At 71.2% G+C, this 21334-nt stretch carries 9 protein-coding genes; 8 read left to right on the plus strand and 1 reads right to left on the minus strand.

Translation table 11 applies throughout. The features are described from left to right. The first annotated feature begins 5 nt into the window (after window positions 1-5). The 4 genes from FN976_RS13840 to FN976_RS13855 are packed head-to-tail and all read left to right on the plus strand — an operon-like array spanning window position 6 to window position 16685. Complete coding sequence (locus FN976_RS13840) at window positions 6-11375, plus strand: beta strand repeat-containing protein (RefSeq protein ID WP_145893627.1); 11370 nt, start codon at window positions 6-8, stop codon at window positions 11373-11375. Then, window positions 11372-13873: a hybrid sensor histidine kinase/response regulator gene (locus FN976_RS13845; RefSeq protein WP_145893628.1), complete on the plus strand. Its 2502-nt coding sequence runs from the start codon at window positions 11372-11374 to the stop codon at window positions 13871-13873. The genes FN976_RS13840 and FN976_RS13845 overlap by 4 nt, the downstream gene beginning before the upstream one ends. After that, window positions 13870-15768, plus strand: a complete 1899-nt coding sequence (locus FN976_RS13850; protein ID WP_145893629.1) for a putative bifunctional diguanylate cyclase/phosphodiesterase — start codon at window positions 13870-13872, stop codon at window positions 15766-15768. Before FN976_RS13845 ends, FN976_RS13850 begins: the two co-directional genes overlap by 4 nt. After that, window positions 15765-16685, plus strand: coding sequence for a hypothetical protein (locus tag FN976_RS13855; protein WP_145893630.1), 921 nt, complete (start codon window positions 15765-15767; stop codon window positions 16683-16685). Before FN976_RS13850 ends, FN976_RS13855 begins: the two co-directional genes overlap by 4 nt. A gap of 3 nt (window positions 16686-16688) precedes the next feature. Here FN976_RS13855 and FN976_RS13860 read toward each other — a convergent pair whose 3' ends face one another. Then, window positions 16689-17111: a hypothetical protein gene (locus tag FN976_RS13860; RefSeq protein ID WP_186510891.1), complete on the minus strand. Its 423-nt coding sequence runs from the start codon at window positions 17109-17111 to the stop codon at window positions 16689-16691. Between the two features lie 146 nt (window positions 17112-17257). On the opposite strand from FN976_RS13860, the gene FN976_RS13865 reads away from it, so the two are divergent. Genes FN976_RS13865 through FN976_RS13880 form a run of 4 tightly spaced genes read left to right on the plus strand, consistent with a single transcriptional unit; the run spans window position 17258 to window position 21295 of the window. After that, a complete protein-coding gene (locus FN976_RS13865; protein ID WP_145893632.1) occupies window positions 17258-18232 on the plus strand; it encodes a Bug family tripartite tricarboxylate transporter substrate binding protein in 975 nt (324 codons plus the stop codon). 36 nt (window positions 18233-18268) lie between these two features. Continuing rightward, a complete protein-coding gene (locus FN976_RS13870) occupies window positions 18269-18934 on the plus strand; it encodes a response regulator (protein WP_145893633.1) in 666 nt (221 codons plus the stop codon). Then, on the plus strand, window positions 18915-20324 hold the full coding sequence (locus FN976_RS13875) for a sensor histidine kinase (RefSeq protein ID WP_145893634.1): 1410 nt from the start codon (window positions 18915-18917) through the stop codon (window positions 20322-20324). The genes FN976_RS13870 and FN976_RS13875 overlap by 20 nt, the downstream gene beginning before the upstream one ends. Continuing rightward, entirely contained in the window at window positions 20324-21295 is a 972-nt protein-coding gene (locus FN976_RS13880) for a tripartite tricarboxylate transporter substrate binding protein (protein WP_145893635.1), read from the plus strand. The genes FN976_RS13875 and FN976_RS13880 overlap by 1 nt, the downstream gene beginning before the upstream one ends. Window positions 21296-21334 lie beyond the last annotated feature (39 nt).

Genomic DNA, 21334 nt, shown 5'->3' on the forward strand with positions numbered 1-21334 from the left:
CCGCCGTGCTGCGCTGGCTGGCCGCGAACAGGCAACGTCCCAAGCGGCGTGCCGTGCCCGTGGCCGAGGCCATGGAGCCGCGCATCCTGTATTCGGCGGATCTCGCGGCCACGCTGCTGGGCGGCACCGCCAACGATCCGGCGATCGAGCGCTACACCGCCAGCGGCGCCCTGGCCGCACCCGCCGCGACCTGGACCGAAGCGAACGTGCGTGCGGCCTTCGCGCTGACGCCGCTGCAGTTCGAGCGCAATCAAGGCCAGTATGCCGACGGCGTCGACTTCGCCGCGTTCGGCAGCGGCTACGGCATCCAGCTGAGCGGCGGCAACGCCGAGATCCGGCTGGCCGGCGCCGCCCAGCCCGTGCGGCTGGAACTGGTCGGCGCGCAGGCGGATGGCGCCGAAGGCGAAGGCCTGCTCGCCACCCGCACCAACCACCTGCTGGGCGCCGACGCATCCACCTGGCACACCGACATCGACAACTACGCAGGCGCCATCTTTCGCGGCGTCTACGACGGCATCGATGTGCGCTACTACGGCAACCAGCAGGAACTGGAATACGACTTCCTGCTGGCGCCGGGGGCGTCGGTGCAGCAGCTGCTGCTGCGTTTCGATGGCGTGGACGCGGTCAATCTTGATGCGCAAGGCAACCTCATGCTGCGGGTGTCTGGCACCGCCCACGACCTGGTGTTCCAGGCGCCCGTGAGCTATCAGCTCGGCGAGAACGGCCAGCGCGAGGCCGTGACCAGCCGCTACGAGCTGCACGCCGACGGAAGCATCGGCTTCGTGCTGGGCGCCTATGACGCGGGCCGCGCGCTGGTGATCGACCCCGTCCTGACCCACGCCACGTACTTCGGCGGCACGGGTGGCGAATCGGCACTGGGCGTCGCCTTCGGCAGCGACGGCTCGATCTACGTGACGGGCCGCACCACGTCGACCGCGGGCGACCTCGCGCCGCGGATCGGGCCCAACGACAACCAGGACATCTACGTCGCCAAGTTCACGGCGGACCTCGGCACGCTGGTTTATGCCACCCGAATCGGTGGCGACAGTGACGATCAGGGCAATGCCATCGCTGTCGATGCCGCCGGCAACGCGGCGGTGGTCGGCTGGACGAAGTCCGACAATTTCCCCACGGTGGCGGCGGCCGATGGCACCGACAACGACGATGACGCCGTCGTCTTGAAGCTCAACAGCGCCGGCAATGCCCTGGTCTTCAGCACCTACTTCGGCGATACCAAGAAGGACGCAGGCACGGCGGTTGCCGTGGACGGCAGCGGCAACGTCTATGCGGCCGGCATGGTGGAGCGCAACGGGCTGCTGGGCCTGGGGCTGCTCGGGAATTCCGAGAACGCGTTCCTCAACAAGTATTCGCCCACGGGGGCGCTCCTCTACCAGAAGGACTATGGCGGTTCCGACAAGGACTCCGCCGCCGGCGTGGCGGTGGACGCCGCGGGCAATGCGTACCTCGTCGGTACGACCAAGTCGGACGACAACGTCACACCCGGCGGCGCCCAGACCAACGAACAGGGCGGCGAGGACGCTTTCCTGGCGAGGTACAACGCGGCCGGCACCTTGGTCTACGCGACCTACATCGGTGACGACAAGGAAGACGTCGCCACCGGCGTGGCGATCGACGGCACCGGTAAGGCGTACGTCATCGGGACCACCAAGGACCCGCTCGCGTCGAACTTCGCGACCACCGCCGGCGCCTATGGCACGACGAAGTTCCAGCACGAGACCGGCTTCCTGCGCATCTACGACACGACGCAGAGCGGGGCCGGTTCGATGGTGTATTCGTCGTTCATCGGCGGCTCGCGCGACGCCGGCGGCAACCTCGACTCGGGCCTGAGGGACCGGCCGACCGGCATCGCGGTGATCGATGGCCGCGTCGTCATCGCCGGCACCACCACCACCTCCAATTTCGCAACGACCGCCGATGCGGTGCGCCAGACCAACACCGGCAGCAGCGGCTTCCTGCTGGTGCTCGACACCACCCAGAACGGCGCGGCCGAACTGCAGTACGGGACCTACTACGGCAACAACCTGTCGGTCAGTGCGCTCGCCGCACGGGGCAACAGCGTGGTGCTTGCCGGCGCCACCGGCACCGGCGGGCTCGCCACGGCGGACGGCTACCGCACCACGGCTGCCGGCGGGCAGGATGCGCTGGTCGCGTTGTTCTCGCTCTTCAACACGGCCCCGACCCTTGCCGGCGCCGCCAACTTCCCGGCGGTCGTGGAAGACGCGGCCGCAGGCACGGGCCTGCTGGTGAGCGCGTTGATCGCCGGGCAGACCACCGATGCCGACGTGGGTGCGCTCACCGGCATCGCCGTCACCGCCGCCGACAGCACCAACGGCAGCTGGGAATTCAGCCTGAACGGCACCACCTGGTCGGCCATGGCCGCGCCATCCGCGGCCAGCGCCCTGCTGCTCGCCGCTGACGCGCAGACCCGCGTGCGCTTCGTGCCGGGGGCCAACTTCAGCGGCGGCAGCAGCATCACGTTCCGCGCCTGGGATCGCACGAGTGGGACGGCCGGCACGACCGCCTCCGTCTCGGTGAATGGCGGCACGACCGCGTTCAGCACGGCGACCGCGACCAGCAGCATCAGCGTGACGCCCGTCAACGACGCGCCGGTGCGGACCGCGGGCACCGTGGCCGCCCTGACCGTGCTGGAGAACTCCGGCACCACGTCGCTCGGCCTCGGCGGCATCGCCTATGGGCCGGGTGGCGGTGCGGATGAAGCGGCGCAGACCTTGACGTACACCGTGACGGCCGTCCCGGGCCCGGCCCTCGGCGACGTGGTGCTCGCCAACGGCACGACCGTGGTCACTGCCGGCACGCCGTACAGCCTGGCGGACCTCCAGGGCATGCAGTTCCGCGCCGCGGCGGGCGCCAATGGCGGCCCGCAGACTTTCAGCTTCCGCGTGCAGGACAGCGGCGGCACAGCCGGCGGCGGCGAAGACGAACTGGTCGAATCCATCGACATCCGGATCGCCACGACCAACCAGGCGCCGGTGCTGAATGGCGCCAACAACCTGGCCGGCGTGCTCGAAGATGCCACCGGCAACACGGGCACCCTCGTGAGCGCGCTGATCGCCGGGCAGATCACCGATGCCAACAACAACGCGACCACCGGCATCGCAGTGACCGCGACCGATGGCAGCAACGGCACCTGGGAGTTCACCACGAACGGCGGTGGCCACTGGTATTCGCTGGACAGCGTGAGCGCCAGCGCCGCGCGCCTGCTCTCCGCCGATACGCTGACGCGCGTTCGCTTCTTGCCCGATGCGAACTGGAACGGCACGGCCGCCCCCGGCATCACCTTCCACGCCTGGGACCGCACCAGCGGCACGGCCGGCGGCCTGGCGGACGTGACCGTCAACGGCGGCAACACGGCCTTCAGCAGCGCCTCGGCCAGCAGCGCGGTCACGGTGACGCCGGTCAACGACGCGCCCGTGCGCACCGCCGGGACGGTCGCGAACCTGACGGTGGCCGAGGATTCGGGCCTCACGTCGCTGGGCCTGGGCTCGCTGGTCCACGGCCCGGGCGGTGGCGCCGATGAATCCACGCAGACCTTGACGTACACGGTGACCGCGGTGCCCGCGCCGGCCCTGGGCGACGTCGTCCTGGCAGATGGCACGACCGTCGTCGCAGTCTCGACGAGCTACAGCGCCGCGCAGGTCACGGGCATGCAGTTCCGCGCCACGCCCGGCGCGAGCGGCGGCCCGGAGACCTTCAGCTTCCGCGTGCAGGACAACGGTGGCACGGCCGACGGCGGTTCCGACCAGCTGGTGGAGACGCTGTCCCTCACGGTCACGCCCGGCAACGCGGCGCCCGTGCTGACGGGCGCGACGCCGATGCCGGTCATCTTCGAAGACGATGCGAGCCCGGCGCCCCGCAACATCATCGCCCTGCTGGGTGGCAACGTGACCGATGCCGATGCGGGCGCCCTCGAAGGCATCGCGATCATCGCGGCCGACACCACCAACGGCCACTGGCAGTTCACCCTCGACGGCGGGAACAACTGGGCGGACATCGGCGCGGTCTCCAACAGCAATGCGCGCCTGCTCGCCTCCGACGCCCAGACCCGCATCCGCTTCGTGCCCGACGCGGACTGGAACGGCACCTCCGGCGCGCTCGAATTCCGCGCCTGGGACCAGACGCGCGGGACCGCGGGCCAGGCCTTCGGCGACGCCAGCAGCAACGGCGGCACCACCGCGTTCAGCAGCGGCACGGCCTCGGTGGCAGTGAACGTCACCCCGGTGAACGACGCACCGGTGCGCTCGGCGGGCACGCGCAACGACCTGACCGTGCTCGAGAACTCGGGCCTGACGTCGCTTGGCCTCACCGGGCTGGCCTACTCCCCCGGTGGTGGCGCAGACGAGGCAGCGCAGACCCTGACGTACACCGTGACGGCCGTGCCGGCGGGGGCCCTGGGCGACATCGTGCTGGCCGACGGAACGACCGTCGTCACGGCGGCCACCAACTACTCGCTCGCTCAGATCGAAGGCATGCAGTTCCGCGCGGCGGCCAACGCGAGCGGCGGCCCGCAGACTTTCAGCTTCCGCGTGCAGGACAACGGCGGCACGGCGAATGGCGGCGTGGACAGCCTGGTCGAATCGTTGTCGATCACCATCTCGAACGCGAACCAGGCGCCGGTGCTGGCCGGTGCCAATGCGATGGCTGGCATCCTCGAAGACACCGCCACCAACACCGGCACGCTCGTCAGCGCGCTGATCGCCGGCCAGGTCAGCGACGGCAACGTCGGTGCCACCAGCGGCATCGCCGTCATTGGCGTGGATGCCACCAACGGCGCCTGGCAGTACTCCACCGATGGCGGCACCAACTGGACGTCGCTGGCCGGCACCTCGAACGCCAGCGCACGCCTGCTCGCGGCCGATGCACAGACGCGTGTGCGCTTCATGCCGAATGCGAACTGGAACGGCACGGTCGCCAGCGGCGTCACCTTCCGCGCGTGGGACCAGACCACGGGCACGGCGGGTGCGCTGGCCGATGCGAGCGCGACCGGCGGCGGCACGGCCTTCAGCAGTGCCAGCGCCAGCAGCGGCATCGCCGTCACGGCGGTGAACGACGCGCCCACGCGAATCACCGGGACGGCCGGCAACCTGACGGTGCTGGAGAACTCGGGCACGACGCCGCTGCCCCTCGCCGGACTGGCTTATTCCGCGGGCGGCGGCGCGGACGAAGCGGCGCAAACGCTGACGTACACCGTGACGGGGCTCCCGCCGGCGGCCTTCGGCGACATCGTGCTGGCCGATGGCACGACGGTGGTCACGACCACGGGCTACTCGCTGGCGCAACTCGAGGGCATGCAGTTCCGCGGTGCCGCCAACGCCACCGGCGGTCCTCAGACTTTCAGCTTCCGCGTGCAGGACAACGGCGGCACGGCCAATGGCGGCGCGGACAGCCTGGTCGAGTCCGTGTCGATCACCATTTCGAACGCCAACCAGGCGCCCGTGTTGTCCGGCGCCAATGCGATGGCGGACATCCTCGAAGACGCGGCCACCAACACCGGCACGCTCGTCAGCGTGCTGGTCGCGGGCCATGTGAGCGATGGCAACGTGGGCGCCGTGACGGGCATCGCGGTCGCCGCCGTCGACACGGCGAACGGCGCCTGGCAGTACACCACCGACGGCGGCACCAACTGGGCGTCGCTGGCGGGCAGCTCCGATGCCAATGCGCGTCTGCTCGCTTCGGACGCGCAAACCCGCATCCGCTTCGTGCCGGACGCGGACTGGAACGGCAACGTTGCGAGCGGGATCACGTTCCGCGCCTGGGACCAGAGCTCAGGCACCGCGGGCGGGCTCGCCGACGCCACCGCCAACGGCGGCGGCTCGGCCTTCAGCGCGGCGACGGCCAGCAGCAGCATCGTGGTGACCGCCGTCAACGACGCCCCGGTGCGCACCGGCGGAACGGTGGCCAACCTCACCGTGCTGGAAAACTCCGGCGTGACTTCCCTGGGACTGGCCGGCCTGGGCTACGGCCCGGGCGGCGCCGCGGACGAGGCGGGGCAGGCGCTGACCTTCACGGTCACCGCCGTGCCCGCCGCGTCGCTCGGCGACATCCTGCTGGGCGACGGCACGACGCTGGTGACCGCGGGGCCGCTCTATTCGCTCGCCCAGATCGAAGGGATGCAGTTCCGCGCGGCGGCCAACGCCAGCGGCGGCCCGCAGACCTTCAGCTTCCGGGTGCAGGACGGCGGTGGCACCGCGAATGGCGGTTCGGACAGCCTGACTGAATCGCTCGCCATCACCATCTCCACCGCCAACCAGGCCCCGGTGCTGCTGGGCGCGAATCCGATGGCGACGCTGCTCGAAGATGCGGCCGCCGACAACGGCACCCTCGTCAGCACGCTCATCGCCGGCCAGATCAACGACCCCAACGCTGGCGCAGCCAGCGGCATCGCGGTGGTGGCCACGGATACGGCGCACGGCGCCTGGCAGTATTCCGTGGATGGCGGCGCCAACTGGGTGTCGCTGGCGGGCGCGTCGCCCACCAGCGCGCGCCTGCTCGGCGCCGACGCGCTGACGCGGGTGCGCTTCGTTCCGGACACCCACTGGAACGGCGCGGTCGCCACCGGACTCACGTTCCGCGCGTGGGACCAAGCGGCCGGCACGGCAGGAGGCGTGGCCGATGTCACGACCAACGGCGGCGCCTCGGCGTTCAGCACGGCCACCGCCAGCACCAGCATCGCCGTCACCTCGGTGAACGACGCGCCGGTGCGGACGGCCGGCAGCGTCGCCAATCTGGCGGTGCCCGAGAACTCCGGTCTCAGTTCGCTCGGCCTGGCTGGGCTGACCTACTCGGTGGGCGGTGGCACGGACGAGGCCGCGCAATCGCTGGACTACGTGGTCACCGCCGTGCCGGGCGCGGCGCTCGGGGACATCGTGCTCGCGGATGGCACCACCGTCGTGGCGGCCAATACCCTCTACAGCCTCGCGGACCTCCGTGGCATGCAGTTCCGCGCGGCAGCGAACGCCAGCGGGGGGCCGCAGGCCTTCAGCTTCCGCGTGCAGGACGACGGCGGCACGGCGAACGGCGGCGCGGACACGCTCACCGAATCGCTGGCCATCACCATCTCCACCGCCAACCAGGCGCCCGTGCTGGCTGGCGCGAATGCGCTGGCCGGCATCCTCGAGGACGCGGCGGCGAACAGCGGCACCCTCGTCAGCGCGCTGGTCGCCGGCCAGGTGAGCGACGCCAACGCCGGTGCAAGCAGCGGCATCGCCGTCGTGGGCACCGACGGCACCAACGGTGCCTGGCAGTACTCGACCGATGGCGGCGCCAACTGGACGTCGCTGGCCGGCGCCAACGCCGGCAACGCGCGGCTGCTGGCCTCGGATGCGCTCACGCGGGTGCGTTTCGTGCCTGCCACCGATTGGAACGGCAGCGTGGCCGCCGGCATCACGTTCCGGGCCTGGGACCAGACCAGCGGCACCGCAGGCGGCGTGGCCGACGTGACGGTGAACGGCGGCGGCACGGCGTTCAGTGCCGCGACGGCGAGCAGCGGCATCGCGGTGACGCCGGTGAACGACGCGCCGGTGCGCAGCGGCGGCAACGTGGCCGACCTCACCGTGCTCGAGAACTCCGGGACCACGCCACTGGGCCTGACCGGCCTGGCCTACGTGCCGGGCGGTGGCATCGATGAAAGCGCGCAGACCTTCACCTACACCGTCACCGCCGTGCCCACGGCCGCCTTCGGCACCATCGTGCTGGCCGACGGCACCACGGCCGTCGCGGCGAACACGAGCTACTCCCTGGCTCAGCTCCAAGGCATGCAGTTCCGCACGGCGGCCGGCGCCACCGGCGGCCCGCAGACCTTCAGCTTCCGGGCGCAGGACAGCGGCGGCACAGCCAATGGCGGCGTGGACAGCATCACCGAATCGCTCGCCATCTCTATCACGGCATCGAACCAGGCGCCGGTGCTCGCCGGTGCGAATGCGCTGACGGCCACGCTCGAAGACGCAGCCACCAACAACGGCACGCTGGTCAGCAGCCTGATCGCCGGCCAGGTCACCGACGCGAACGCCGGCGCGCTGCGCGGGATCGCCGTCGTCGCGGTCGACATGACTGACGGCGTCTGGCAGTTCAGCACCGACGGCGGCGGCAACTGGTCGCCACTGGCGGGTGTGTCGGCCACCAGCGCCCGCCTGCTGGGCTCCGATGCGCTGACCCGCGTGCGCTTCCTGCCCGCGGCCGACTGGAACGGCACCGTCGCCGCCGGCCTCACCTTCCGGGCCTGGGACCAGACCAGCGGCACGGCCGGCGCGCTGGCCGACGTTTCGGTCAACGGAGCGGGCACCGCGTTCAGCGCCACCACCGCCAGCAGCAGCATCACCGTGGATCCGGTCAACGACGCGCCGTTCCGCTCGGCCGGCACGTTGGCGCCCCTCACGGTGCTGGAAAATTCCGGCACCACCACGCTCGGCCTGGCGGGCCTGAGCTACGCCCCCGGCGGCGGCGCGGACGAAGGCACGCAATCGTTCACCTATACCGTCACGGCGGTGCCCAGCGCGACACTGGGCGACATCGTGCTGGCGGACAACAGCACCGTGGTCACCTCCGGCACCGCGTACAACCTGACCGAACTGCGGGGCATGCAGTTCCGCGCGGCCGCCGGTGCGAACGGCGGCCCCCTGAGCTTCAGTTTCCGGGTGGAGGACGACGGCGGCACGGCCGGCGGCGGCGTCAACAGCCTGAACGAGTCGCTCGACATCTCGATCTCGACGGTGAACCAGGCGCCGGTGCTGGCTGGCGCCAACAACTTCGGCAACATCCTGGAAGACGTCACCGGCCACACGGGCCTGCTGGTCACCGGCCTCATCGCCGGCCGCGTCAGCGATGCGAACAACAACGCCAGCAACGGCATCGCGGTGGTCGCCGTCGACAACTCCGGCGGCCAATGGCAGTACACCACCGACGGCGGCACCAACTGGCAGGGGCTGGGTGGCGTCTCCACCGGTGCCGCGCGGCTGCTCTCGGCCGACGCGCTGACGCGTGTGCGCTTCGTGCCCACGCCGAACTGGAACGGGACGCTCAGCCCCGGCATCACGTTCCATGCGTGGGACCGCACCAGCGGCACGGCGGGCGACACCGCCGACGTCTCGGTGAACGGTGGCGCGACGGCGTTCAGCACCGCTTCCGCCAGCAGCTCGCTCACCGTGGCCCCGGTGAACGATGCACCGTTCCGCGCGTCCGGCACCGTGGCGGACCTGACCGTGCTGGAAAACGCGGGCCCCACTTCCCTGGGCCTCACCGGGCTCTCGCATGGCGCCGGGGGCGGGGCCGACGAAGTCGCCCAGACGCTGACCTACACCGTCTTGACCGTGCCGACCACGATCGGTGACGTGGTGCTGGCCGATGGAACCACGGTGGTGACGGCGAATACCGCGTACACGCTGGCGCAGATCGAAGGCATGCAGTTCCGCGCCGCCGCGGGCGCCAGCGGCGGCCCGCAGACCTTCAGCTTCCGCGTGCAGGACGACGGCGGTACCACCGACGGCGGCATCGACAGCATGACCGAATCGCTGGCCATCCGCATCGCCGCCACCAACCAGGCGCCGGTGCTGGCCGGGGCGAACCCGCTGGCCGATGTCGCCGAGGACGCGGCACCGAACAACGGGGTGACGGTGGCCAGCCTGGTCGCCGGCCAGATCACCGACGCCAACGCGGCGGCGGTCGAAGGCATCGCCGTGGTGGCGACGGACGCGTCCAACGGCAGTTGGGAATACTCCACCGACGGCGGGGCGAACTGGTCTTCACTGGCCGGCGCGGGGACGGGGACGGCGCGCCTGCTCGCGGCGGACGCACAGACCCGCGTGCGCTTCGTCCCTGCCGCGGACTGGAACGGCAGCGTCGCCACCGGCATCAGCTTCCATGCATGGGATCGCAGCGCCGGGGTGGCGGGCGGTGTGGCGAATGCCGCCGTCACGGGTGGCGCGACCGCGTTCAGCAGCGCCAGCGCCAGCAGCGGCGTCACGGTCACCGCCGTCAACGACGCGCCGGTGCGCACAGCGGGCACGATGCCGGCGCCGGGCTTCACGCAAGGCGCCCCTGCCGCGGCGCTCGGCCTGGGCGCGCTCACGTACTCCGCGGGCGGCGGCGCCGACGAAAGTGCGCAGGTGCTGAGCGTCGTCGTGACGGCGGTGCCGAACGCCGCCACGGGGACCGTTCTCCTCGCCGACGGCAGCACCGTGGTGAACACGGGCGCGAGCTACAGCATCGCCCAGCTGGGCGGCATGCAGTTCCGCGCGGCCGCCGGTGGCGCGGTGGGTCCGGCGACCTTCAGTTATGACGTGCAGGACAGCGGGGGCACGCCGGGTGTCTCGCGGCTGTCGGAGTCGGTCACCGTCACCGTGAGCGCCGCCCCGGCACCGGCCCCAGGGCCCGCGCCGGTTCCGGCACCGCCCGCCCCGGCACCGGCACCGGCGCCGGAGCCCGCACCGGCACCGACGCCGGCCCCTGCACCCACGCCGGTGCCGACGCCGGTGCCGACGCTGCCGCCGGCTCCTGCCCCGACGCCCGCCCCGACGCCCACCCCGACGCCCGCGCCCACCCCCGCGCCGGGGCCGGCGCCCGCACCCGAGCCGGCACCTGCTCCAGCCCCCGCGCCCTCCGCCGGGCCGGGCGAACCATCCATCGCCCCTGCGCCCGTCCCCGCGCCACAGCCCGCCCCGGCGCCTGTCGAAGCCGTGCCGCCCAGCGGCGCCGCTCCCGTGGCGGAACCGGCACCCGCACCGGCGCCCCGGCCGGCCGAAACCGTGGTGGTGCGGGCACCTGCCGCAGCAGCCGGCAGCGAAATCGACACGGCCGTGCTCGGTGGCGCCGCCGCGCCGCTGGTCGGCGCCCCGGCCGCTTTCTTCCGCGCCAACGACCTCGTCCCGGCGCAGCTGGACGTCACGCCGCGCCTGCAGCCGGTCACAGCACCGCTGGAGCGTCTGCAATTCGCCATGCTGCCCGCCGAGATGTCCACCGATCTGCAGCTGGGCGGGCTCATGGGTTTCGCCCGCAGCGGCAGCGATTCAGGGGACGACGACGCGCGGCGCGGCCTGCGCGAAGTCGCCTTCCTCGAAGAGATGGACCGGGTGCGCGAACAGGTGCGCGAGGAGTTCGACCTCGACCGCACGGTGAGCATCTCGGTGGCCGGCGTCACGCTCGGCATGTCGGTGCTCTATGTTCTGTGGCTGATCCGCGGTGGCGTGTTGCTGGGCAGCTACCTGTCGGCGCTGCCCGCGTGGCGCATGCTGGACCCGCTGCCCGTGCTGGCCCGCACGCCCGAAGAGCAGGAAGACGACGACGACGCCGAGCTCGAGCCGGGTGTCACCCAGGCGCAGGACCCGCTGCGAGGCTTCCAGTGAAGATCCTCGGCACCCGCACCTACATCGCGCTGGGCCTGGTGTCGCTGGTCAGCAGCGCCTTGCTCGCCGCGTCGTTCCTGGGGCTGATCCCGGACCGCGCGCAGGCGGTGCGCGAAGGCCGCATCGCGCTCGCCGAATCGCTGGCGGCGTCCGCCACCGTCATCCTGAGCGGCAGCGACCCGCGCCGGATGGAGGAGGTGCTGCGCTTCACGCGCGCGCGCAACAAGGACTTGCGCTCCGTCGGCCTGCGCAGCCGCGAGGGCCGGCTGGTGATGGCGGTGGGCGAGCACGCGCGCCAATGGGTGCCGCTGGAGACCGGCTCCGCTTCCGATGCGCAGGTGCAGGTGGTGCTGTACGCGCAGGGCGAGCGCTGGGGGCAGATGGAGCTGCGCTTCGAACCCACGGTCGTGCCCGGCCTCCTGGGCCTGCTGCACACGCCGCTGCTGATCCTCATCGCCTTCTGCGCCACCATCTGCTTCGTCGGCTTCACCGTCTACCTCGGGCGCGTGCTGCGCCACCTCGATCCTTCGCAGGCCATCCCGGGGCGGGTGCGCTCGGCCCTCGATTCGCTCACCGAGGGGCTGCTGGTCATCGACCCGCAGCAGTCGGTGGTGCTGGCCAACCAGGCCCTGGTGAAGCTGGTGGGCAAGAGCAACGAGCAGATGATGGGCACGCCCATCGATGCCCTGCCCTGGCGCGACGCGCTCGGGCTGCCGTTGCCGGCGGCGGGCCGCCCCTGGGCCCGGGCCCTGCAGGAAGGCACGGTCCAGCGCGACGTCCACATGAAGCTGCTGGACGCGCAGGGACTGCCGCGCACCTTCGTCGTCAATTGCTCTCCCGTGCTGAATGCCGGCGGCCGCGCCGGCGGCGCCCTGGTCAGCCTGGAAGACATCACCCAGCTGGAGGAAAGCAAGGTCGCCCTCCAGGGTGCCAAGGAAGAAGCGGACGCCGCGAACCGCGCCAAGAGCGAATTCCTGGCCAACATGAGCCACGAGATCCGCACCCCGATGAATGCCATCCTGGGCTTCACCGAGTTGCTGCGGCGCGGCTATGGCAAGAGCGAGCAGGAGTCGGGCCGCTACCTGGCCACCATCCACCAGAGCGGCCGCCACCTGCTGGCGCTGATCAACGACATCCTCGACCTGTCCAAGGTCGAAGCCGGCCAGCTCACGGTCGAAAGCATGCCGGCGGCCGCGCACGACGTGGTGCGGGGCGCGGTCGCCGAACTGGAACCCAAGGCCCGCGAAAAAGGCATAGCCCTGCTGCTGGACGTGGATGGCAAGCTGCCCGCGCAAGTCGCCACCGACCCGGGCCGGCTGCGCCAGGTGGTCTTGAACTTGCTAAGTAACGCGGTGAAATTCACCGAACGGGGCGCCGTGCGCGTGCGCCTGGCTTGTACGGAGGGCCGCTATACGGTGGAGGTGGCCGACAGCGGCATCGGCATCGCCGCCGACAAGGTCGATGCCATGTTCGACCCCTTCACGCAAGCCGACGCCTCCATCACCCGCCGCTTCGGCGGCACCGGCCTGGGCCTGGCCATCAGCCGCCGGCTGGCCCGCGCCCTGGGCGGCGACCTGACGGCGACCAGCACGCTGGGCGTCGGCACGCGCATGCTCTTCAGCTTCGATCCGGGGCCGCTGGCCGGCGCGCGCTGGCTCACGGCCGACGAAGTGCTGGCCGATGCGGCGCCCGCGCCGGTGCTGGCGGCGCGCAACCGCTGGCAGATCCCGCCGTCGCGGGTGCTGGTCGTCGACGACGGCCCGGAGAACCGCGAGCTGGTCGCGCTGGTGCTGGCCGACCACGGCCTGTGGGTCGAGGAGGCCGAGAACGGCCAGGTGGCGCTCGACATGCTGGAGCGCGCCGGCTTCGACCTGGTGCTGATGGACATGCAGATGCCCGTGCTCGACGGCTTCGAGGCCACGCGCCGGCTGCGGGCGCGCGGCGACAAAACGCCGGTGATGGCGCTCACGGCGAACGCGATGAAGGGTTACGATGAAGAAGTGCTCGCCGCCGGTTGTACTGCCTACCTGACCAAGCCCGTCGATATCGACCGGCTGGTCGCCACCGTTGCCGGCCTGCTGGGCGGGACGCCCGCCGCGGAAACCGTGGCGCCCGTCACCACCACGGCGGCTGCGCCCACGGCCGAGGTGGAGCCAGCAGCCGCCCTTGTACCCGCCACGCCGATCCTCTCGCGCCACGCCGGCAATGCCCGGCTGGTGCCCATCGTGCGCAAATTCGCCGCGCGCCTGGCCGAGCAGCTCGCAACCGCGCGCCAGGCGATGGCCAGCAACGACCTCGACCAGCTGGCGAAGGTGGCGCATGCACTGGCCGGCTCCGCTGGCACCGTCGGCTACGACGAGTTCACCGAGCCGGCGCGCGAGCTGGAATCGCAGGCGCATGCCGGCAATGCGGGCCGGGCGGCCGAGCTGCTGGCAGTGATCGAGCAGATGGCGGGGCGGGTGCAGGTGCCGGAGCTGGTGACGAGGGCGCCGGCATGAGCACGAAACCCGATCCGGCAAGCCACGACCTGGCGTCCTCCGGCACCCACGACACGCCGCCCATCACCGTGTTCTCCCCCGGCGACGAGAAGCTGGCCGAGGAAGTGCTGCAAAAGCTCGCGCCGCAGAGCGGCGCCTGGAGCCGGCGCTCCACCAGCGCGATGGAACAGGCCGTCATCATGATGGTCGACGACGAGTCGCTCAACATCGAGATGACCGAGGCGTTCCTGACGGAGGCGGGGTACCAGAACTTCGTCCACACGACGGACTCGCGGCGGGCGCTGCCGATGATGCGCGAGCGGCAGCCCAGCGTGCTGCTGCTCGACCTCAGCATGCCGCACATCGGCGGCCTGGAAATCCTGGATGCGATGCGGCAGGACCCCGACCTGCGGCACCTGCCGGTGATCGTGCTGACCAGCACCACCGACCCGGCCGTCAAGCTGCAGGCGCTGTCGCAGGGCGCGATGGACTTCCTGTCGAAACCGGTGGACCCCAGCGAGCTGGCCCTGCGCATCCGCAACACGCTGGGCGCCACGGCGTATCGCGACTTCCTGGCGCACCACGACGCGCTCACCGGCCTGCCGAACCAGTTGCGTTACCGGTCGGCCCTGGCCGAAGTCCTGCAGGTCGCCCGCACCGCCGGCCACCGCGGTGCGGTGCTGCACGTGGGCGTGGACCGGCTGGGCGCCATCAACGACGCACTGGGCCGCGGCGTCGGCGACCAGGTGCTGCAGCGCTTGGCCAAGCGGCTCGCGCAATGCGTGGAGACGGAAGTCGGCGGCGACCTGAGCACGGGGGGCCAGTCGCCCATGCTGTTCCGCTTCGAGGGCGACGCCTTCGCCGTGCTGGTGCCGCAGGCGGAAGAGACGGATCTGCTGGCCGCCTTCATCAGCAAGCTGGTCGAGGAATCGGGCTTCGCCTTCAGCCGCGGCGGCCAGGATCTCTTCATCACCTGCAGCGTGGGCATCGCCGCCTTCCCGCAGGACGGCCGCACGCCCGAGGAGGTGGTCACCAATGCCAACGTCGCGCTGAGCCAGGCCAAGGAAAGCGGACGCAACACCTTCGAATTCTTCTCGTCGAAGATGAACGAGCTGGCACGCAGCCGGCTGACCGCCGGTGCCGACCTGCGGCGCGCTTTCGGCCGCAACGAGATCGAACTGCTGTACTGGCCCGTGGTGGAGCTCGCCACCGGCAAGCTGGCGGGCGCCGAAGCCGTGATCCAGTGGAAGCAGCCCTCCGGCCGCGTGGTGGCCAGCCAGGAGCTGCTGGCGCTGGCCGCCACCAACGACATGTTCGCCGGCATGAGCGAGTGGGCGCTGGAGCAGGTGGTCGGCCACGTCCGGCGCTGGTCCGCCGCGGGCCTGCCGCTGGTCCCGATCTCGGTGAACCTGTCGCTGGCGCACGTGCGCGCGCGCGAACTCGCGGAGATGCTGCGCAAGGCCACGCGCAGCGGCCTGGAGCCCAAGCACCTGGCCATCCAGCTGCAGCAGTTCCGCGGGGTCATGGAACTGCTGCCGGCCGACCGCAAGGCGCTGGAACAATTGCGTACCGTCGGCTTCCGCCTGGCCCTGGACGCCTTCGGCTCCGGCTCGGCCGGTCCGCTGATCCTGCGGGAGCTGCCTTTCGATGAAGTGAAGCTCGATCCGCGCTTCCTCGACGGCATCACGGAAGTCGCCACCGCCAACCTGCTGCGCGGCGTGCTGCGCATGCTGGAGCGCATGGGGCTGCGCGCGATCGTCTGTGGCGTGGACCACCCGCTCAAGCTGGCCTTCCTGCAGAAGCTGCAGGCGCCCTACGGCCAGGGCCCGGCCCTGGGCGATGCCTTGTCCGGCATGGACTTCGCAGTCAAGTGGCTCACGCGCCATGGCAAGCCGGGGGCGCCTGGCGCCCCATGAGCGCTTCCGGGACGTCACCGCCCAAACCCCCAGCCACAGCGGGCAGCCTGGCCGGCGCGGCCTACCGGCTGCTGGTGACCACCAGCGCCGGCCATGTGCAACAGGTGGCGAAGCTCGCCGCAGACGTGGCCAGCTTCGCGGCGTTGGGGGAAGACTCACGCCTGCCGGAAGCCGTCGAAACCCTCCAGGCAGGCGTCGACGCCATGCGCCTCGGTGCGGCCGACCCGCAGACCGGCTGGCTCGCCCGCGCGAGCGGCAAGGACCGCGATGCGCGCGGGAACGTGGCCGCGCAATGCCTGCAATTCGAGAGCGAGCGCGACCAGGTCGAAGCGGAAGCGCGCGAAGTGCTGGGCCGCTGGGACGCGCACGCTGCCGCCGCGCGCCGCATGCTGGTCGAGTTCGTGGTCGAAGTGCAGGCGCTGGAGCGCACGCTGGTGACGGCCGCCAAGCTGCTGCGGGACATGAAGCGCGCCATGCGCAAGGAGCGCACCCTGGCGGACACCGGCGTGGCACACCTGGAACTGCAGGCGATGGGGGAACGCGCCGAGGCCATTCACGCGCGGCTGCGCCTCTACGAAGCTGTGCCGCGCACGGCGCACCAGGTGCACCGCCTGGCCCAGGACATCACGTCCAGGCGGGCGGCACTGGCCACGGTCTTGCAGAACGACCTGACCCGCCATGCGGACCGCTTCCATGAAAGGCTGCAGCGGCTGCAGGCGGTGGCGCCCGGCCCGGCCCGGCCGGCGGCGGGCGATGCGCTGGAGCTGGCCGAAGAAGGCCGCAAGAATCTCCAGATGTGGCTGGCCCAGACCAGCTCCACCTGCATCCGGCTGCAGCACCTGGAACACCAGGCGGCGCATACCATCGCGAAGCTGCGCGAACGCGCCGCCGCGGCGCTGGCATCGACCCCCAGTTAGCCGCTACAGGCGCCGGTCGGACCGGGCTGCTTCGCAGACGGCGTCGTAGGCCCAGCCGAGGTCGTCGCCCGTGACGGGCAGCACCGGGCCCGGCGTGGAGGTCATGAAGGCCGGCGCACCCGTCGTGGCATAAGCATTGGCGGCCAGCACGCGCATCGTCCGGCGGCTGCAATCGAACTCCAGGCGCAAGGCCGTGCGCTGGATGCGGGGCGGCCGGGCGCCGTGCGTCGCCAGATCGGGCAGCAGGGCGTGCCGGCCCCAGGAGCGCACCCAGACGGCCACCAGCGAATGCTCCGCCTGCATGGAGCCGAGCTCGATGTCCAGGTCGGGCGCGCCCGGCACCGGGCGCCACGCGGCCTGCGCGGCCACCGTGGCACCGAGGCACAGGGCGGCCGCGGCCATTCGTCCAAACTTGCGCAAGGCCATCGCTGGCTCTCCCGAAGCGGGCATGGCCACATGCTAGCGAAGTCCGGCCGTTCACGGCCTTGCAGTGCAGCATGCGTGAAAGCGTCCTGAAAGCCACTGCCGCGTACCTTCACGGCCTGGCGCATCATGCGCAGACGGAGACACCCATGACCATCACGAGACGAGACCTTCTGGGCGCCGGCGCGGCGCTCGCCGCCACCCTGCCCTTCGAGGCCATGGCACAGGCCTGGCCTTCCAAGCCGATCCGCTTCGTCGTGCCGTTCGCGCCGGGCGGCAGCTCGGAGATCGTGGCGCGCTCCGCCGCGGGTGAACTGAGCAAGACGATCGGGCAGAACGTCTTCGTCGACAACAAGCCCGGCGCCTCCGGCAACATCGCGATGCAGGAGGTCGCGCGCGCCGACGACATGCACACGCTGATCCTGGGCCACATCGGCACGCTCGCGGTCAACCCGTACATGTTCAAGAAGCTCCCGTACGACGCCAACAAGGACTTCAAGCCGGTCAGCCTGCTGGCCAAGGTGCCGAGCCTGTACGTCGTGCACCCCGACCTGCCGGCGAAGGACCTGAAGGAGTTCATCGCCCTCGTGAAGGCCAAGCCGGGCCGAATGAACTACGGCTCGGCGGGCAACGGCAGCGCCGGCCATCTCGCGATGGAATACCTCAAGATGACTGCCAACATCTTCATCACGCACATCCCGTACAGGGGCACGGGCCCGCAGCTCACCGACCTGCTGGCGGGCCGGCTGGACGCGGCCTCGGTGGGCGCCTCGGCCATCCTGTCGCAGATCAAGGCGGGCAAGCTGCGCTGCATCGCCACGGGCTCGACCAAGCGCCTGGCGCAGTTGCCCGACGTGCCCACGGTCGCCGAGCAGGGCTTCCCGGGCTTCGAGATGACGCAGTGGTACGGCATGATGGCGCCGGCCTCGATGCCGCAGGCGAACATCGACAAGCTGGCTGCCGAGACGCAGAAGGCAATGCGCTCGCCGGCGGGCACGGAGCGCCTCATCGGCGACGCGGCCGAGCCGGTCGGCGGCACGCCGGCGCAGTTCGCGCAGTTCATCACTGCCGAACAGAAGCGCTGGAAGCAGGTGGTGGAACGGGCGAAAATCGAGGCTGACTGATCCTTCCCTGCCGTCCTCGACTCGCAGGCTGAGCCCATGCGCATCCTGCTGGTCGAAGACGAACACAGCCTCGGCACCTGGCTGTCCAAAGCCCTGGAGAGCGCGGGTATCATCGTGGAATGGGTCGACACCGGCCGGGCCGCGCTGGCCGCGGCAGCCGCGGGCCACCACGACGCCATCGTGCTGGATCTCGGCTTGCCGGACCGCGATGGCCAGGAGGTGCTGGCCGAGCTGCGGCAGCGTGACCGCCACATCCCCGCGCTGGTGCTCACCGCGCGCGACGGTCTTGGCGACAAGGTGCGGGCCTTCCACGCGGGTGCCGACGACTTCCTCGCCAAGCCGTTCGAACTCGAGGAACTGCAGGTGCGCCTGCATGCATTGCTGCGCCGCGCGCGCGGCGCCGAGGCGGCGCGCCTGTCCTGCGGTCCCCTCAGCTACGAGCTGGCCACCCAGCGGTTCACGCTCGCCGGCGAAACGCTGGCCCTGCCCCCGCGCGAATCCGCCGTGCTGCGCGTGCTGCTGCAGCATGCGGGCGAGCCGATGGCCAAGCAGCACATCCTCGAACGCGTCGTCTCCGACGACACGGACATCCACCCGGAGGCCGTGGAGGTCATCGTGCACCGCCTGCGCAAGCGCGTGGACGGCCGCGGCCTGGCCATCAAGACCTACCGCGGCCTCGGCTATGCGCTGGAAGCGGCTTAGCCAGCTGACGCTGGCGCAGCAGCTGCTGCTGCTCCTGCTGCCGGCTTTGCTGCTGCTGTCGCTGGCCGAACTGCGCTGGACGGCGCTGGACGTGCATCGCGCGGCCGACGCGGCCTATGACCGCTCGCTGCTCGGCGCGCTGAAGGCGATCGACGCGAACGTCTCCACCGAATCCGGCGGCCTGGCCATGGAGCTGCCCTACCGCATGTTCGAGTTCTTCGAACTGACCGCCAGCGGCGCCGTGCACTACCGCGTGGCGACGGCGGATGGTCTGGTCGAACTCGGCAGCGCGGACCTGCCCGCGCCACCGCGGCGCCTCGTTCCCGGCGTGCCGCAGTTCTACGACGGCGTGTACTTCGGCGACCCGGTGCGGGTCGTCGCCAACAGCCGCGAGCTCAATCGGCTGGCGGCCGGCTCCCCCTCGCGGCAATTGGTCATCCAGGTGGCGGAGAGCACGCGCTCGCGCGATGACTTCCGGCAGGTGTTCGTGCGGCGCGCTGCGTTCAACAGCACGTTGTTCCTGGTGCTCGCGGTCAGCTTGTGCATCGGCGCGGTGCTGTTCGTGCTGCGCCCGATCGGAAGGCTTTCGCGCGAGGTGCTGTCGCGGGCGCCGGGGGAACTGCAGCCGATCCCCGCCGACGGCGCCGCGCCCGACGTGCGCCCGCTGGTCGATGCCATCAACCAGCACCTGCGGCGCACACAGGAGCGCATGGCGCAGCAGCACGCTTTCCTGGACGATGCGTCCCACCAGTTGCGCACCCACCTGACCACCCTGCGCATGCAGGTGGAGTTCGCCGTGCGGCAGCAGGATGCGGAATCGGTCCAGCAGGCGCTGGCCGCACTGATGCAGGAACTGCAGCGCGCCACCCGCAGCACCAACCAGTTCCTGAGCCTCACGCGCAGCGAAGCGGTGCAGCTGCAGCCGGAATGGTTTCGCGTGCACGAACTGCTGGACGACGTCGCGCGGCAGTTCCTGCGCAGCGCGCGCGAGAAGGGCCTGGATCTGGGCGTGGAGTGCGAGCCGCTCGAAGCCTTCGGTGACCCCCCCTTGCTGCGGGAGGCGCTCACCAATCTCGTGGCGAATGCGATCGCCTACACGCCGGCCGGCGCGATCACGCTGGGCGCCGCGGGCGATACCATGGGCTGGAGTGTCTCGGTGGAGGACACCGGGCCGGGCCTGCCCGCCTCGCTCGCGGCCGGCGCCGGCAGCAGGTTCGCGCGGGTGCCCGGCGCGTCGTCGGGCGGCTCCGGCCTCGGCCTTTCCATCGCACGCGCCATCGCAACGAGGCACCAGGGCGTGCTGCGGCTGGAGCCGCGCGAAGGTGGGACGGGCCTGCATGCGGCGCTCTGGTGGCCGCGAAGCACCGCCGGCGCTTCAAAGGAATCTTGATGCGGCATTTTCAGTTCGCGATAGGGCTGATGATCGGCGCGCTGGCGCAATTGGCCGCAGCCGCACCGGCGCAAGTGGAGTGCATCGCGCCGGCCAAGCCCGGTGGTGGCTTCGACCTGACCTGCCAGCTCCTGAAGCAGGCACTGGCGCTGCCGCCCGGACCGGCCACCGACGTGCAAGTCCGCTACATGCCGGGCGGCATCGGCGCTGTCGTCTTCGACCGCGCGGTCACGCAGAACTGGAGCGATCCCGCCGTGTTCGTCGCCTTCTCGACCGGGTCGCTGCTGAACCTGGTGCAGGGCAAGTTCGGCCCGCATGGCCCGCAGGACGTGCGCTGGCTCGCCACGTTGGGCACCGAGTACGGTGTGGTCGCCGTCCGCAAGGACTCGCGCTTCGCGACCCTGCCCGCGCTGATGCAGCGCCTGCGCGAGAACGCCAGCGGCGCGGTGTTCGGCGCGGGCGGCGCCGTCGGCAGCCAGGACTGGGTGAAGGCGTCACTGCTGGTGCGCGCCGCGGGACGCGACCACCGGACGATGCGCTTCGTGTCGTTCGAAGGTGGCGGGCAGGCGATCGCGGCGCTGCGCGGCGGCCACGTCGATGTGTTCTGCGGCGACGCGGGCGAGGCGATGCCGGCGTTGGCGGCGGGCGAGATCCGGCTGCTGGCGGTCTTGGCGCCGCAACGGCAGCGCGGAACCTTGGCCGGTGTGCCGACCGCACGCGAGCAGGGCGTGGATCTGGTCTGGCCCACGGTGCGTGGCATCTACATGGGGCCCGGTGTCCCGGCGAAGGACCTGGATGAATGGACCCGCATCCTGCAGCGCGTCATGAAGACTCCTGCGTATGAGCAGGCGGCGCGCGCCAGCGGGATGGAACCACTCGCGCTGGCGGGCCCCGAACTGCAGGAGCATGTGCAGCGCGAGGCGCAGCGCATGCGGGAACTGGCGCGCTCGCTGCACCTCACCGTGCGTTGAGGGCAGCCGGGGGAGCGCATGTAGAGCGCAGGCCGCTCT

The sequence above is a fragment of the Caenimonas sedimenti genome, assembly GCF_007833165.1.
In the GTDB taxonomy this organism is placed as follows: domain Bacteria; phylum Pseudomonadota; class Gammaproteobacteria; order Burkholderiales; family Burkholderiaceae_C; genus Ramlibacter; species Ramlibacter sedimenti.